The 14,546-nt window shown below is 58.9% G+C and carries 14 protein-coding genes; 5 read left to right on the top strand and 9 right to left on the bottom strand.

What is annotated here, in order from left to right; genetic code table 11:
- Positions 1-47: 47 nt before the first annotated feature.
- On the top strand, positions 48-1,277 hold the full coding sequence (locus Q0899_RS13180; protein ID WP_299193321.1) for an oligosaccharide flippase family protein: 1,230 nt from the start codon (positions 48-50) through the stop codon (positions 1,275-1,277).
- Here the strand turns inward: Q0899_RS13180 and Q0899_RS13185 are convergent.
- Complete coding sequence (locus Q0899_RS13185) at positions 1,274-3,502, bottom strand: hypothetical protein (protein ID WP_299193323.1); 2,229 nt, start codon at positions 3,500-3,502, stop codon at positions 1,274-1,276. The two genes, Q0899_RS13180 and Q0899_RS13185, sit on opposite strands and share 4 nt — an antisense overlap.
- Positions 3,503-3,686: 184 nt before the next feature.
- Positions 3,687-4,106 (bottom strand): DapH/DapD/GlmU-related protein, encoded by a 420-nt coding sequence (locus Q0899_RS13190; RefSeq protein WP_299193325.1) that lies wholly within the window; start codon positions 4,104-4,106, stop codon positions 3,687-3,689.
- Positions 4,107-4,261: 155 nt separating this feature from the next.
- Here Q0899_RS13190 and Q0899_RS13195 point away from each other — a divergent pair, with 155 nt between their 5' ends.
- Positions 4,262-5,575 (top strand): O-antigen ligase, encoded by a 1,314-nt coding sequence (locus tag Q0899_RS13195; RefSeq protein ID WP_299193327.1) that lies wholly within the window; start codon positions 4,262-4,264, stop codon positions 5,573-5,575.
- Positions 5,572-6,552: a glycosyltransferase family 2 protein gene (locus tag Q0899_RS13200; RefSeq protein ID WP_299193330.1), complete on the top strand. Its 981-nt coding sequence runs from the start codon at positions 5,572-5,574 to the stop codon at positions 6,550-6,552. The genes Q0899_RS13195 and Q0899_RS13200 overlap by 4 nt, the downstream gene beginning before the upstream one ends.
- Here Q0899_RS13200 and Q0899_RS13205 read toward each other — a convergent pair.
- Genes Q0899_RS13205 through Q0899_RS13225 form a run of 5 tightly spaced genes read right to left on the bottom strand, consistent with a single transcriptional unit; the run spans position 6,499 to position 10,058 of the window.
- Positions 6,499-6,960, bottom strand: a complete 462-nt coding sequence (locus tag Q0899_RS13205) for a glycosyltransferase (protein WP_298294689.1) — start codon at positions 6,958-6,960, stop codon at positions 6,499-6,501. The two genes, Q0899_RS13200 and Q0899_RS13205, sit on opposite strands and share 54 nt — an antisense overlap.
- Positions 6,957-7,394, bottom strand: a complete 438-nt coding sequence (locus Q0899_RS13210; RefSeq protein ID WP_298294691.1) for a UDP-N-acetylglucosamine--LPS N-acetylglucosamine transferase — start codon at positions 7,392-7,394, stop codon at positions 6,957-6,959. Before Q0899_RS13210 ends, Q0899_RS13205 begins: the two co-directional genes overlap by 4 nt.
- A complete protein-coding gene (locus tag Q0899_RS13215) occupies positions 7,391-8,719 on the bottom strand; it encodes a hypothetical protein (protein WP_299193333.1) in 1,329 nt (442 codons plus the stop codon). Before Q0899_RS13215 ends, Q0899_RS13210 begins: the two co-directional genes overlap by 4 nt.
- Entirely contained in the window at positions 8,716-9,348 is a 633-nt protein-coding gene (locus Q0899_RS13220; RefSeq protein WP_299193335.1) for a polysaccharide biosynthesis/export family protein, read from the bottom strand. The genes Q0899_RS13215 and Q0899_RS13220 overlap by 4 nt, the downstream gene beginning before the upstream one ends.
- A gap of 17 nt (positions 9,349-9,365) precedes the next feature.
- The gene (locus Q0899_RS13225; protein ID WP_366942117.1) at positions 9,366-10,058 is read right to left on the bottom strand and encodes a sugar transferase; all 693 of its coding nucleotides are present in this window, start codon (positions 10,056-10,058) and stop codon (positions 9,366-9,368) included.
- A gap of 341 nt (positions 10,059-10,399) precedes the next feature.
- Between Q0899_RS13225 and Q0899_RS13230 the strand changes: the two genes are divergently transcribed.
- Both Q0899_RS13230 and Q0899_RS13235 read left to right on the top strand, forming a co-directional pair.
- Positions 10,400-11,599 (top strand): hypothetical protein, encoded by a 1,200-nt coding sequence (locus tag Q0899_RS13230; RefSeq protein ID WP_298294698.1) that lies wholly within the window; start codon positions 10,400-10,402, stop codon positions 11,597-11,599.
- A gap of 1 nt (position 11,600) precedes the next feature.
- On the top strand, positions 11,601-12,398 hold the full coding sequence (locus tag Q0899_RS13235; RefSeq protein WP_299193339.1) for an exopolysaccharide biosynthesis protein: 798 nt from the start codon (positions 11,601-11,603) through the stop codon (positions 12,396-12,398).
- On the opposite strand, the gene Q0899_RS13240 is transcribed toward Q0899_RS13235, so the two are convergent.
- Entirely contained in the window at positions 12,395-13,354 is a 960-nt protein-coding gene (locus Q0899_RS13240; RefSeq protein WP_299193341.1) for a GDP-L-fucose synthase, read from the bottom strand. The two genes, Q0899_RS13235 and Q0899_RS13240, sit on opposite strands and share 4 nt — an antisense overlap.
- Positions 13,354-14,466, bottom strand: a complete 1,113-nt coding sequence (gene gmd / locus Q0899_RS13245; RefSeq protein WP_299193343.1) for a GDP-mannose 4,6-dehydratase — start codon at positions 14,464-14,466, stop codon at positions 13,354-13,356. Before gmd ends, Q0899_RS13240 begins: the two co-directional genes overlap by 1 nt.
- Positions 14,467-14,546: the final 80 nt, after the last annotated feature.

Below are 14,546 nucleotides of genomic sequence, written 5' to 3' on the forward strand. Positions count from 1 at the left end.
GCGATGTTAAGGTCAGATTGGTTAAGTCCGTGTAAATGATTGCGAACTTGACCCTTTCTGCGCCCCGCCGATCGGCACATCCGTTTCTGGTGTTGCTGTCGGGGCATGGCGGCGTGGCGGCGTTGACCCTGCTGCGCAACATCATTGTTGCGCGCCTTATTGGTGTTGAAAACTTTGGGATCGCCGCAACTTTCGCAATTCTGGTGTCAGCCGTCGAAATGGTGACAACACTCGGCGCGCAGCAAATGATCGTGCAGGACGCGGATGGCGAAGATGTCGACTTCCAATCCTCGCTTCACTGCGTGCAGCTGGGGCGTGGCATCGTGGGGGCGGCGGTAATCTATGCAATCGCAAACCCCGTCGCCGCCTTCTTTGGGACGCCTGACCTGGCATGGGCGTACCGGACCCTCGCGTTGGTGCCGCTGCTCACCGGCCTGTCACATCTTGATGCCTGGCGCTACCACCGCAACAAGCGGTTTGGCCCGTCAATTTGGGTGCAGCTTGGCCCGGCATTTCTGTCGTTGATGTTGGTCTGGCCGCTGATGACCAAGTTTGGGGATTTCCGCGTTCTTCTGGTCGCCATCATCACGCAATACACAGGCATGGCAATGATGTCCCATCTGGTTGCGGAGCGGAGGTATCTTGCCGGTTTCTGCGCAGACCACCTGCGGCGCGCATTTCGCTTTGGCTGGCCAATTGCCCTGAACGGCTTGTTGCTATTGGCGGTGTTCCATGGAGAGAAGCTAATCGTCGGCCATCTGCGTGGCTCGGAATCGCTCGCTCTGCTGGCGATGGGGTTTTCGCTGACGTTGACACCGGCGCTCATTGTTGGGCGCAGCCTTCAAAGCTACCTCCTTCCGCAGCTGACCAGTGTCCGCAATAACCCCGGAAGGTTTCATGATCTGGCCGCGTCCGTGCTGCGTTTTTGCCTGTTGGCGGGCTGCACGCTTGGTATCGTTCTGGCCATTGCCTCCCCAACTGTGCCGTGGATTTTGGGGCGCGACTTTGTGCCACTTATGACGCTGTTTCCGATCCTGGCGGCGCTGCACGGAATCCGCGTTGTAAAGAGCGGCGTCACGGTAATAGCCCTTGCGCAAGGCGCCACCACGAACGCGACCCTGGGAAATTTGCCCCGCGTCGCTGCGCTGCCCGTGATTTACGCCAGTTTGAACTCTGGCGGGTCATTGGAAACCGCCCTTTGGATTGCAACCGCGGCGGAGGGTGTGGGGCTGGTCATAGCCTACGCACTTCTCCGCCACGTGTTACCCGCCCGCTAGGTTGCGGCGGTACCGTTCCTCCAAGGATCCGCGTTGACCACGGCCGCCGGACCGATGAAGTCCTTGTACGGCGTGGCGGCAGGCAAGCTTCCGTCCGATGTCGCCGTTTTCCAGATTGCCAGCCTCGATACGGCACCTTCGACCTGATATGCACCGGTATTGCTCGCCAGGAGCAGCAACGCGCGGTTCGACGGCAAAGTTGGCGTGGCAGACGAAAAACTTTCGTCAATCACCAACGCGTCATTGACCCAAACCCGGGCAAATCCGGCTGGCAGGTCAACGCCAAATCTAATGTCGGCCTGGACGTTGTCGGCCAAAACGGCGCCACTTTGCACGTTATCCACATGAACCACACCGCCGCTATCCCGCACGCGCAGGCGCACTTTGCCGTTGGGCAGGATCTCCAACCGCAAATAGTTGCCGGTTGTTGTCAGCAGGTTTTTGGATCCGGAACTGGACACAACAGGCGCCAGGTCCATCTGCGCAAAGAGCTCAGAGACTCCAGCGCCCAGGGTGGCAGGATCATAGAAGAACGGCCCGGTCGGCCCGGTGCTGAAACCGCCGGCTGGTGGTGTTAAGGTGTTGGCCAGCATGCTTGCATCTGGCAACGGCCGCACTGGGATGCCGTCCACGCCGGCGAGGCCAAGATCGACAACCGGCAGGTTCTTATAGGTCCCGGCGATGTGGTCTTCGGGGAACTTCGCCATACCGGTGGCCCCGCCCTCGCCAAAACGGATCACGTCAGTAGAGACGAAGTTTCCGACGTTCGGATAAATCCGCACGCGGCCATTTTCAAGCTCGGCCCGATGCGCGGGCAATCCGTTGATCTGCCAACCAAACACGTCGGTCCAATGCGGCTGACTGTTGTCCAGTTCAGGCTCGCCGCGCAGGGCTCTCGTCGTGGTGACTGGCCCGGCGCTGGACCACACATCAACATAAGCGCCTGAAGGCTCCCATTCCGCCATGTCGAATACGGGCACTGACCAGTTGGTCAGCCCGCTCGATTGCAAAATTGCATGCGCCACAAGTCGGGCGAACATCGGGGCGCCATCGTCGGTGTCGGATGACGGGTGGCTTTGGTCGGTCCAGCCACCCGACCCATCGCTGACACCGTTTTGGTAGGTCGTCGGCTCCAATCCAAGAGGCAGGAAAATGCCATCAGCATGGGGGTTGTCCATCAGTGCTCGCCAGCTGACGCGGGCCTGCTCTTTGTTCTGCAGGTTGTTCTGTATGGCCCCGCCTGCAAGCACCGTGGCGCTTTGCATGTCCGCATCAATGTCAAACCGGTGCGGGCCGAAAGCGACCCATTTGGTTTGGGCCGGGTCATAAAGCTCGCCAAACCAGTGGTCAGCCTGATAGCTGCCCCCGCTCCCAAACGAGATTTGCGCAGGGAAGGTCACGTCTGCGCCGCTGGTGGTCTTACCCGCAAACAGCGGCAGCAGCGCCTCCTCGTAATGTTCCGCCAGCGAACCCGGCGAAGCGAACCAGGACACGGACGGCAACCCGACATGCTGGCCATCCGCCGTGGCGAACGCATGCACCGCCGCGTCTTCTGACCAGTTGCGGCTGGTGTCGCTGTCATCAACTAGCGCCCGGAACCCGGTGCCGGACACAGCCTGAAACACCAGTGCGACCTTGTCATCAGGTCGCTCAGCCAGAAAAACATTGGCCATCGCGGCAAGTGCCGCGGTATGCGGGTCGGCGTCGGTCAGATGTTTCACCACCGGCGCGCCATCAAACCAGATCGCTTGCACAGCGTCATCGGCCAGCAGCGGCTCTGGGGTCAGGTTGTTATATGCCGTGGACCTTATCCTTACGATTTCGGATTGCCCCCATAGCGCCACCACGTGGCCAACTCCAAACCGGTTTGCTGTCGTTGCCCGGGTCACCGGTTCGGACTTGTTGCGCACCTCGATCCGGCTCCAACCTGCGCCACGAGCGGCAGAGACTGAACCCGTCCAATCGCCGTTCCCGTCCGCCATGGTGAGGTCGCTCCACGCCGTGGCGGGGCCGCCCTCCGTCAACACCCGCACCTGAACCGTTTCGCCGGCGGTCGCAGTGCCGCCAATCGGTACGGTCGCTTCATTTCGGCCAAACGCGGCGCCGCTGTCGAACAACGTTTTGTCACGCGAGAAGTCCGCAATGGAAATGGAGGTAACCGGCTCCGGCGTTTCGGTTGTGTTAGACGTCGGGGCGGCCAATCCAAGGCCAAGCAAAGTGATCATAGAACGTACCTTTGATTTGGGGCAGCCGAAGAGGACGCTCTGATGGCGTGGCCAACTCGATCTTCGGGCGCAGCATGTCTCTGGATGGGAATGGCAGGCGAACGGGCCGCTTGACGGACGGGGCGTATCACGGCCCGGAATGCCGTTGCCGCAAACTCTGGTCAGGCGGACGGATGGTTAAGGATTAGGTCAGACCTGTGACGGCGAGACAATGCTCCTGCCGGTCAGCCGTCGGCAAACGGCCATAGGGACCGGCGTCAATACCCTGCCGAATGACCCGCGCCGGGTTGCCAGCAACAATGCAGTCGTCGGGAACATCGCGGGTAACGACCGCCCCCGCTGCGACAATGCTGCCATCGCCCACCTTTACTCCGGGCAGAATAATGCTGCGCGCGCCAATGAAACAGTTTTCGCCAATGCGTGTGTGCAAATACAGACCGCGCGTCCGGTCGTGGGTCAACACCACCGCCCCGAACGCGATGTAGCTGTTCGCCCCCACATGCACTCCAATTGGAAAGGTTCGATCCAGATTTGCCGACAGCGATAGCTCGGCACTGGGCGCGAGATCCATACCCAACAACTGCACCAAATATGCGCGACGCATATTTACCAACCCGCGCCGCAGCCATTTCAGCCGGTTCAATCCACGGCGGCGCGCTTTGGCCGGCGGCTCAGCAAAATTCGGCAATGCAGTCACGGTCATCCGTTCAGGTAATGAAATGGTATCAACGGAACCGTAGCTGCTCAAATCTTTACAGAATGATAACGGTTAACAGTCAGTTTACCGAAATGATCCGCAACCCCGCCCGCAAGAAACCGACGCTCCCCTGGCCCGTCATTCTTTATCTGGCCTGCGTCGTCACCCCCGTAAGGTTCATGGCCGGACCGCTGCAGATGACGGGTTTGCGGGTATTTCTGCTGGCCATGCTGCCGTTCGTTCTGATCCGCATGTTCAGGGTCAAATGGATTGCGCCAGACATCTTGCTGCTGCTTTTCGTCGCTTGGGTCTTTGTCGCGATGCAGGTCAACACGCCAGGTCAAGCACTGGAACACGCGGGCATCACCCTGTTGGAAATGTTCGGCGGCTATGCGCTCGCGCGCGTCTACGTGCAGACCCACGACCAGTTCAAATCTCTGATCAAGGCGGTGCTGTTGTTGGTGCTGCTCTGCATGCCATTGGCAATTTCCGAAACAGTAACCGGCGATCCGCTGGTCGTCCAGTTGATCCGGGCAATCCCCGGCATAACCAGCGTTGACGTCGTCACCATCGCCCCGCGCCTCGGGCTGGAAAGGGTGCAGGCCATCTTTGCCCATCCCATCCATTTTGGGTTGTTTTGTTCGTCCGCAATATCGCTGGTCTATATCGGTTTGTCGCAAAACATGCCGCACCCGACCCGAATGGTTGCAAGCGTGCTGATCGTCGGGACGACTTTCCTCGCCCTGTCCAGCGGCGCATTCATTTCCGTTCTCATCCAGCTGTTCCTGATTGGTTGGGCCCTGGTGTTCGCGCAGGTGCGGCACAAATGGGTATGGCTCCTCGTCGCCTGCGTGGTTAGCTACATCTTCGTCGACCTCGTCTCCAACCGGACGCCGCTTCGGGTGTTCTTCAGCTACGCTACATTTTCGCCTCACAACGCGTATTGGCGCGGGCTTATCTTCGAATGGGGGATGCATAACGTCTGGGCAAACCCCGTGTTCGGCCTGGGCTTCAACGATTGGGTGCGCCCTCATTTCATGAACTCCGGCAGCATGGATAACTTCTGGCTTGTGGCCGCTGTCAGGTACGGGTTGCCCGGTTTTGTCCTGCTGACTTGTGCCTGGGTCACGGGCTTGATCAGGGTAGCGAAGGCACCTCAATCTTCGCTCAAGACGGCCTGGATGTTTTGCATGGTCGGACTGACCTTCACGCTGTGCACAGTCCATGTCTGGACGGCGGTCTACTCCTACGTGTTCTTCCTGTTCGGAGCCGGGCAGTCTCTGGCCGTCGCTGCACCTGCCGCGGCCAAGTCCGTTCCACAGAAACCCGCGTTTCGTCGCCCGTTCCAACCAGAATTTACACGAGCCGCATCATGAGCCGCCTTGGCGTCATCATCGTCACCTACAACTCCGCAGATGTGATCAGGGATTGCCTTGAGACGCTGCTGTCGTCGGCCGCAAAGATGGCGGTCGTCGTGGTCGACAACGCGTCTACCGACAGCACGGTGAGCACAATAACCGATTGGGCCAGCGGCAAGGACGGCTATACCCCGCCTCGTGATGCGCCATTTCCGGTATGGCCAGTCACAAAGCCCGTCACCCGCATATCTCTGCTTCAGTCGCCATCAAACGGAGGGTTCGCGGCGGGGGTCAATATCGGCCTCAAACACCTGCTGAAGAAACCGGATATCGACCGGTTTTGGGTACTAAACCCAGACACGTTGGTTCCTCCCGAAACGCCCGAAAAGCTGGCGGACGCTCCGGACGGGTTTGCGCTGATGGGCAACCGGCTGCTTTATGCAGACCCTCCGCATCACGTCCAGTTGGATGCCGGCACGATCAATTGGACCACCGGAGTGACCGGCAACCTGAACCTTGGGCAGGCGCGCAATACCGCTATTGCCGACGCCGGTCAGGCCGCGTTCATATCCGGCGCCAGCATGGTCGCATCCCGCGCCTTTGTGGAAGCTGCGGGCCTGATGTCGGAGGATTACTTTCTCTACTATGAAGAGGTGGATTGGGCACTCCGCCGCGGCGGGCTGCCACTCGCGATCTGTCCAGATGCGACCGTGTACCATCGCGCCGGAACGGCCATTGGGTCACCGACACTCACGACCGCCGCATCACCGTTTTCTACCTATTACAAACACCGCGCGCGCATGAAGTTTCTTCGCAGGCACAAGCCGCTCAGTTTGCTGGGCGGGTATGTGTACGGCCTCGCAAAGGCCGGGCAAATGGTACGTCTCGGCCAGACACCCCAGGCAGTTGCAGTGTTGCGGGCGTTACACGGGTTGCCTATTTCATCCAATAAAGCTGCGCAGCCGAGAAACGAGATCGTCCAGCGTCGGATTTGACGGCTGATCCAGCAGGTCAACTGGTTGGGCAATTGCCTCGCCCAGCCGATCTGTATTCCAAATTGGCGTAATCCCACTTCTCCCCACCAGCTCCCTCACGGTACTCATCTGGTGGTCGTTCCGGTGCTCGCCCAGCTCCGCGCGACGCGGCACCAATACAACTGGCGTTCCGACGTCGCGGGCAGCCAGCACTGTACCAATCCCGGCATGCGAAACCACCAAACGCGCCCGCGAAACAACGCGGCCGTACCGCTCTGCGGGGATCATTGGCTCGACAATTAGGTTTCGGCATTTATGCGCATCAAAGGTTTGCGCCACGACCGGTTCCAGCAATTGCCCGGCAATCTTGTCCATCGCGTCCACAAGTCTCGGAAACGGCAGCTGGGTTCCGACGGTAACAAAAATCATAGCACCGAACCTGCATATTCTGCTCCAGTTTCAGCAGACACTTTCGGCCACTGGGTCAACCACAGCCCCGCGAACGGCCGGCACAGCCGTCCCGATAATGACATCCGCTCCGTGTTTGCCACCGAATCGATCCAAATTGTGCGGGCCCCGAAAGCGCGCGCCACGATCAGTGACAACAGTCCCGGCAGTGCGCCGGTCGAGACAACCACGTCGGGCCGATACCGCCCAATAATCCATGCCAGCTGGACAGCTGTTATGAAACCCAACCACCATTTCGATCGGCTGCAGTCGCGCACGCAGTAATCGCCCAGCTCAGGCGAGGTCGAAACAAAGCGGCAGATATGCCCCTCAAATGCCCCGGCTAATGCCGATAACTGCCGCCAGTGCCCGCCCTGCGAAGCCACGGCCAAAACGCGTTTTACCCCGCCGCTCAATGCAGGGCCTCAAATTGGGTCTCAAGGGTCAAAAACATGGATCGCGACGATACTTTCGGCCCGGCGCCGTCTTGCCGCACCCGGTATCGCAGCGCGACCTGAACGCCCCAATCCGACCTCAATGCATGACGATACACCGCCTTCGCACCTGCACCCTGTCGGGCAGGGCCAGCCGCTGTCGCTCCAACCCTCACATAATCTGCACGCAGATTAAGCGAACCGTTGGCGCTCAGTTGCGACTGCCAGTTCAGCCCAAGGCGATCCGTAATACGCGAATCTTCGCTGCTTGCGTCAATGCCGACAGTTCGGTCCATCACAATTTCAACTTTCCCGGTGTCGTTCTGCTGCACGTAGGACAAGCCGCCGATCAAATCAGATTGGCCACCGGAAAAATGGGTCGCACCGATCCACGCAGACAGTTTCGCCGCCTTGCCGGCGCGTTCGTACCCTATGCGGGCAGTTGCGCGTTTGCCGATAACCTGTTGCCGGACGCTGACATCTGCGTAAAGCCGCCGGTCGCGCATTTCCCGCTGCAACCCGAAGGTCAACTCCGCGCCGGATCGCGCTAGCTGCCGACCACTCCGGTCTCCGCGAATGCGGCGATGCCCCAATCCGAATGACAGGCTCGTTGACCGATCAATCTGATGGCGGAGGCCCACTTGCGCATATGTATTACGCAAGGACTGGGAAAACGGCGCCGCGGTCTCAGATAGCGATTGGCCTATCTCAACGCGCCCTTCTGTCAGTTGGGAAAACCGCAACACTAATGCGGCCTGCGCTTCTGACCGGTCCACATTTCCATTCTGCCCCTGGTCAGAGAACCGCCGAATGCCGTGACGCAAATCCAGTTCATATCCAACAGATCGCTGCAATCCGTCCTGAAAGGTCAGCCAAGCTGCGCCGTTGGTCATGTCGCTGCCCCGCGGGGCAATTGCGACCAGGTCAGCCGGTTGCTCATCGACGGCCGTCTCAAGGGTGCCTTCAAAACCACCGCTCGACAGCCTGTCCAGCTCCAATCCGGCAGTCAGCTTGGATTGGGAAGACGCAATGCTGTAGATCAGCGCCGCTTTACCTTTTTCAACAGTGCCTCCCCGCAGATCCAGTGCACCGTTGGCTTCGAAACTCTGGCGGCGCGTTTCGCTGGTTAGCCCGAAGCGTAGCTCGACGAACGGATCAACGCTGCTATCCGGCACGGTTTGAAAGTCCGGATTATCGTCCATGACAAAGCCGCCACCAATGACCAGCGAGCTGCGCAGCCCGCCCGGCTCCTCTGCAAATGTCGGGCCGATAATGATTGGACAAAGTGCGAGGGCCCACCATTTCATTCAAACAGTTTTCTTTCCGGCACGACGATCACGTCTCCGCTGATCAGGACGACGCTGTCAGAAGCGCCAGACATCATCTTCTTGGCGTTGAGCCGATACGCAACCTGTTGGCCCGTTTTAGGGTCTGTTCTTCTCAAGATGACCCGCTTTGAGGCGGCAAACCTGGTAAAGCCCCCCGCTTGCGCCAGAAACTGCAAAATGTTGGTTCCGGCCGGCACGTCCAGCTTTCCAGGCTTCGCCAGCTCACCCATCGCAAATACCGTAATCACGGGGGCAACAGATGCGGCGCGGGCGACTTTGCGCGTCGGCGCGTTGACCCGCGCCCGTTCCTGCCGTTTCGGTTTCGCAAGGCTGGCAACGGAAACTGTCAGATGCGGCAATGTCACGTAATTCGGCGCAATCGCGTCCAGGATCATGTTTTCAATCTCCGGCACGGTCAGACCGGCGGCCACCATGGTCCCCGCCAATGGCAAGGACACGGTGCCGTCCGGCAAGACCAGAACCGATCGCCGCATGTCAGGGTCTTCCATGACTTCCAGATGCAGCGTATCGCCAGGTTGCACGCGGTACTCTGCCGCCTGCGCGGCACTGGTCCAAGCGATCATGGCAATCAGAAATACTCTCAACATTCTGGGCTCCTATCTCGTCAATACCCCGTGCCGCGCAGCACGACGCCGACAGTGCGCAGCATGAGGAATAGGTCGAAAAGAAAACTCTGTTTCGCGGCATAGGTCGCATCAAACTGAGCGCGCGCCTCGAAGGTCGAGCTGTTGCGGGCAGAGACTTGCCACAACCCGGTCATGCCCGGGCGAAGGGTGAAATAGTCGGTGCCTTGGTATCGGCTCATCTGCTCGACCATCATTGGGCGAGGCCCGACCAAAGACATGTCTCCTCGCAGCACATTCCACAGCTGCGGCAGCTCATCGAGCGATGTTTTTCTGAGCAGTCTCCCAACAATCGTCACACGGGGGTCTGTGCGCAACTTTTGCGACAGCTGCCATTCGCGCGCGCAGGTTGGGCTCCGGCTAAGTTGCTCACTCAACAAAGCCTCCGCGCCGATCCGCATGGTGCGCAATTTCCACATCCGAAACTGGCGGCCGCCCCGACCAATACGGCGTTGAACATAGAAAGGTGACGCGCCGTCCAGTGAGATCAAAAGTGCCGCAAGAAGTATGAACGGGACTGTGACAATCGCCGTGCTTAGCACCAGGGTCACATCGACCGCCCGCTTGAAATGAGCAGAATAGATTTGATCGGATGGCCTAGGTCGAAGATCAGTATGGACGCGTTCATCAACATTAAAATTCCTAATCGGCGCAGTCATCGCGGCCCTCTCCATCCGGGGTTTGCGGTGCGCCTGTAGACCGCAATATCTATGCCGCACGCCCCGCTGCCCTAAGGTTGGGTCTCTTCGGTTCATGCAACTCACTAAAAATGAATCGATTAGGATTAATTATGTCTTAAGTTTTCAAAGCTCTGATTTGACGGGTCAAACAACCGTCTGAGAGAACCTCAAATGCCCCCACCTGTGAACGACCCGTCTTACTCCGTAGGTCCAAGGCCATTGGATCGCCGCACCCCAGCCAAGTCGCCCAATAGGGGCAAAAGCAAACGCAACGTCCTGAAACTCATCGGCGCTCTCAAGGAGATCTTGGTTAACCCAAAGATGAACCGCCCGAGGTGACATCCGATCTGGCATATCTTCGGTGGGCCATCCTACGGCAGCTTCCGATTGGGTTGGCAACCGCGACACTTGTGCTGGCTTTGACCGTAGCCGCCCTTACGGTTTTACCCGCTCGCTACACGGCAACCGCGCGGTTATTGGTCGAGGCAAGCTCGGTCTCTGCGAATGCGCGCGCGGTCGCGGATACGCAGACTGACGCGGCGCATCTGCAAAACATTGAAAACCGGTTGATGACCCAGTCGCGGCTGGCCCGGCTCACCCGCGACTTGAGCCTGACCATCTCTGCCGAAGAGCTGCGGGAGGCCGCTCTTTTCGAGGTCATCAGCGGGCGTGGCAAAGCCACAACTCTTACAATCAGCGTGACAAATGCGGACGCCGATTTGGCGACGGTCGCAACCAACGGTTTGGCAGATGAGGTGCTGAAGGAAAATCGCATCATCCGAACAGAACGGGCCGAGGACGCGCTTGGCTTTTTCCGGCAAGAGGTCACCAACCGTAAGCTCCGCCTTGATGTGCAGTTCGAAAAACTGTTGGCGTTCAAAGACGCACATGCCGGTTCCTTGCCCGAAGACGCGGCACGCCACATTGACCGGCGCAAGGACCTGCTTGCCCAACAGACCGCGGTGCCCACACGACCCGCCATGACACCAGATCAAAGACGCCTAATGTCCGAGATTTCTGCCGCGCGCTCCGTCTATTCTGACCAACATCCCAAGGTGAAACTGTTGGTCGCGCGGCTTGGATCGGTCGCCACAGGCCAGGCGTCCAGAACCGCTGAAAACCCGCTCATTGCAGACGCACTGTCGCGTGTCGACGCGCAGCTTGCCGCCATCCCGTCCAACGGGCTGGCGTTGAAGGCGCTCACCCGGGACCATGACCTGGCCGAAAATCAATACAAACAGGCCGTCTCGAGACTGGAGGCGGCGGCCATCGAAGAACGCATTGCCCTGCGAACCAACGGCGACAGGTTGTCGATTGTCGAACGCGCCGCTTTGCCGGACTCGCCGGCGGGCCCGCGGCAGAAAGTGCTGCTCGCCGGTGGCATCGGTTTGGCGTTCCTTTTGGCAATCGCCGCGGCGGTTCTTCGGGCGCGGGGTGATCCGCATTTAAGACGGTCTAGGGACCTCGAAGTCGGGCTGGGGCTACGGCCCTACGCTGTGATTCCAAACATGCAGACAACATCAACGGGCAATTAGAATGGAACAATTGACCAACACAAAGGCCTTACTCGACGGTACGCGACCAACCGAAACGCCGGTTCGCGACGTAGGCATTTTGCCAATAAAATCTGACCCGGCGCGCGCTTGGTTAAGGCTAAACGAGGTTTCGATCCCCTCATTGGCGCCGGTGAAGACAAAGGTGACGCCGAACGCAGCGGCCGCATTTGACCTGTTGCGCAGCCGCGTTTTGCGGCAGGCGCGCAAGGACGGAATTCGTAGGCTCGCAATCACGTCCCCAACGCCCGGCTGCGGCGCTACAACCGTGACTGCGGCGCTTGCACTCAGTCTTGCTCGCCAGATTGACCTGAAAATCATGGTCTTTGATCTGAACCTGCGCAGCCCGGGATTGTCGGCGGAATTCGCGCTGTCAGAATCGGTCTCCCGCGTTTCCGCGCTGGGGCGCGTTCGGCGCGAATTCGACAGTAGCGCTTTGCGGATTGGTCACAATTTGGCACTCAGCTTGATCACCGATCCAGAGCCTAATCCTGCCGAACTGTTGGGAACCGTTCGATCTAAGGAGTTCTTGAAGCAGATTGAGCATGAATTTGAGCCAGACCTGATCTTGATAGATCTTCCGCCGGTCCTGCCGCATGACGACTTTGTCGCCGCCGCCGATCTATTTGACGCAGCTTTGATGATTGCCCGCGCAGACCACTCGACAGTCGATCAAATCGACCGCTCGGAACGTCTTATGTCGGAACAGAAGCCCTGCCTTGGCGTGGTCATGAACGCCTGCCGTTTCTCAAATCATCCTGAACTTGGAACGCAGGACTAGACAGCGCGGAAACTGTCCTGGTGGTTTAGAAACCATTGGTATGTTTCCGCCAGTCCGTCGCGCAATCCGGTCTTGGCAGACCAACCCAGCGCGTTCAATTTGCTGACATCCATCAGCTTACGCATGGTGCCATCCGGTTTGGATCGGTCCAGTACAATCTGACCGTCAAAACCCGTAACCTCCGCCACCATCTGCGCCACTTCAAGAATTGAGATGTCTTCGCCAGTGCCAACATTCACATGGCTGAGCCGTTCAGGCACAATGGATGCATACTGATCAGCCCCCATATCAAAGACGTAAAGGGAGGCGTCCGCCATGTCATCCACATGCAAAAACTCTCGTCGGGGTGTTCCGCTGCCCCACAATGTGACCTCGGGTTTCCCGTCCTGAACGGCCTCGTGAAACCGCCGGATGAGGCCCGGAATCACATGGCTGTTTTCGGGGTGAAAGTTGTCACCGGGGCCATACAAATTGGTCGGCATCACGCTGCGGTAGTCGCGGCCATATTGCCGGTTGTAGCTTTCGCACATCTTGATTCCGGCGATCTTGGCGACGGCATAGGGTTCATTTGTAGGCTCTAACACACCTGTTAGCAGCGAATCTTCCCGCATTGGCTGATCAGCCTCGCGCGGGTAGATGCACGAACTGCCCAGAAACAGAAGCTTTCCAACATCAGCCATATGCGCCGCGTGGATGATATTGTTCTGCAATGTCAGGTTTTCGTAGATGAAGTCGGCCGGATAAGTGTCATTGGCCATGATCCCGCCAACTTTGGCCGCCGCCAGGATCACCGCATCTGGTTGTTCTGCGGCCATGAAGTCAAAAACCGCCGCCTGGTCCACCAGATCCAATTCGCCCCGCGTTCGGGTGATCAGTTCAACGTCATGGCGTTGCTCCAGCGCCCGCGCGATTGCACCGCCCACCATCCCGCGATGCCCTGCCACAAAAATGCGCATCAGTCGCCCCGTGCTTCCGGCACGCCCATCTGGTGAGCACTCAACAATTTGCGCCGACGGGCCTCTTTCAAGTCGTGCTGAACCATTTCGACACACATCTCCTGCGCCGTGATCTTTGGCACCCAGCTCAGCTTTTCTTTGGCCTTTGACGGGTCGCCCAACAGCGTCTCCACCTCAGCCGGTCGGAAATAGCGCGGGTCGATCCGCAGCACGGTATCACCGACATTGACCTCCAGGTCGCCGTCAACCGCGTCGACAATCCCAACCTCGTCCACGCCGTCGCCCTCAAATCGCAAGGTCAGGCCAATCTCTGCCGCGGTCCATGTGATGAAATCACGGACAGAGTACTGTTTGCCCGTCGCAATCACAAAATCATCCGGCGCGTCTTGTTGCAGCATCATCCACTGCATTTCGACGTAATCCTTGGCGTGACCCCAGTCGCGCAGCGCATCGATATTGCCCATATATAGACACTGTTCCAGCCCAAGAGCGATATTTGACAACCCCCGAGTGATCTTGCGCGTGACGAATGTTTCGCCGCGGCGCGGGCTCTCGTGATTGAACAGAATGCCGTTACAGGCGTACATCCCGTAGGCTTCCCGGTAGTTGACCGCAATCCAGTAGGAATAAAGCTTCGCAACGGCATAGGGCGATCGGGGGTGAAACGGGGTCGTCTCGCGCTGCGGCGTTTCCTGAACCAAGCCATACAATTCCGATGTCGAGGCCTGGTAAAACCGCGTCTTCTTCTCAAGTCCCAGAAATCGGATCGCTTCCAACAGCCGCAGCGTGCCCATCGCGTCCACGTCGGCCGTGTATTCGGGCGAGTCAAAACTGACCGCAACATGGCTCTGCGCCCCCAGATTATAGACTTCGTCCGGCTCAATGGTTGAAATGATCCGGGTCAGGTTCGAACTGTCCGTCAGGTCGCCGTAATGCAGGTGCAGGTTGCGGTTATGCTCGTGCAGGTCTTCGACAATGTGGTCGATGCGCTGCGTGTTAAACGACGAGGCCCGGCGTTTGATGCCATGCACCTCGTACCCTTTTTCCAGCAGCAGCTCCGCCAGATAGGATCCGTCCTGCCCCGTAATCCCTGTAATCAGTGCCTTTTTCAACGGTCTCGCCTTTTGGTCGTTGGTCTTTGGTCCGTCTTACCGCGCCACAACGCCCAAGAACACCCGTTTTGCCAACCGCG

Source organism: uncultured Litoreibacter sp., assembly GCF_947501785.1.
Lineage (GTDB): Bacteria > Pseudomonadota > Alphaproteobacteria > Rhodobacterales > Rhodobacteraceae > Litoreibacter.

Excerpts from the sequence above, each read along its gene's own strand:
- Q0899_RS13235 (WP_299193339.1), top strand. The coding sequence starts at position 11,601 with ATGGAACAATTGACCAACACAAAGGCCTTACTCGACGGTACGCGACCA.
- Q0899_RS13205 (WP_298294689.1), bottom strand. The coding sequence starts at position 6,960 with ATGATTTTTGTTACCGTCGGAACCCAGCTGCCGTTTCCGAGACTTGTG.
- Q0899_RS13185 (WP_299193323.1), bottom strand. The coding sequence starts at position 3,502 with ATGATCACTTTGCTTGGCCTTGGATTGGCCGCCCCGACGTCTAACACA.
- Q0899_RS13190 (WP_299193325.1), bottom strand. The coding sequence starts at position 4,106 with ATGCGTCGCGCATATTTGGTGCAGTTGTTGGGTATGGATCTCGCGCCC.
- Q0899_RS13200 (WP_299193330.1), top strand. The coding sequence starts at position 5,572 with ATGAGCCGCCTTGGCGTCATCATCGTCACCTACAACTCCGCAGATGTG.
- Q0899_RS13215 (WP_299193333.1), bottom strand. The coding sequence starts at position 8,719 with ATGAAATGGTGGGCCCTCGCACTTTGTCCAATCATTATCGGCCCGACA.
- Q0899_RS13240 (WP_299193341.1), bottom strand. The coding sequence starts at position 13,354 with ATGCGCATTTTTGTGGCAGGGCATCGCGGGATGGTGGGCGGTGCAATC.
- Q0899_RS13225 (WP_366942117.1), bottom strand. The coding sequence starts at position 10,058 with ATGGAGAGGGCCGCGATGACTGCGCCGATTAGGAATTTTAATGTTGAT.
- Q0899_RS13195 (WP_299193327.1), top strand. The coding sequence starts at position 4,262 with ATGATAACGGTTAACAGTCAGTTTACCGAAATGATCCGCAACCCCGCC.
- Q0899_RS13220 (WP_299193335.1), bottom strand. The coding sequence starts at position 9,348 with ATGTTGAGAGTATTTCTGATTGCCATGATCGCTTGGACCAGTGCCGCG.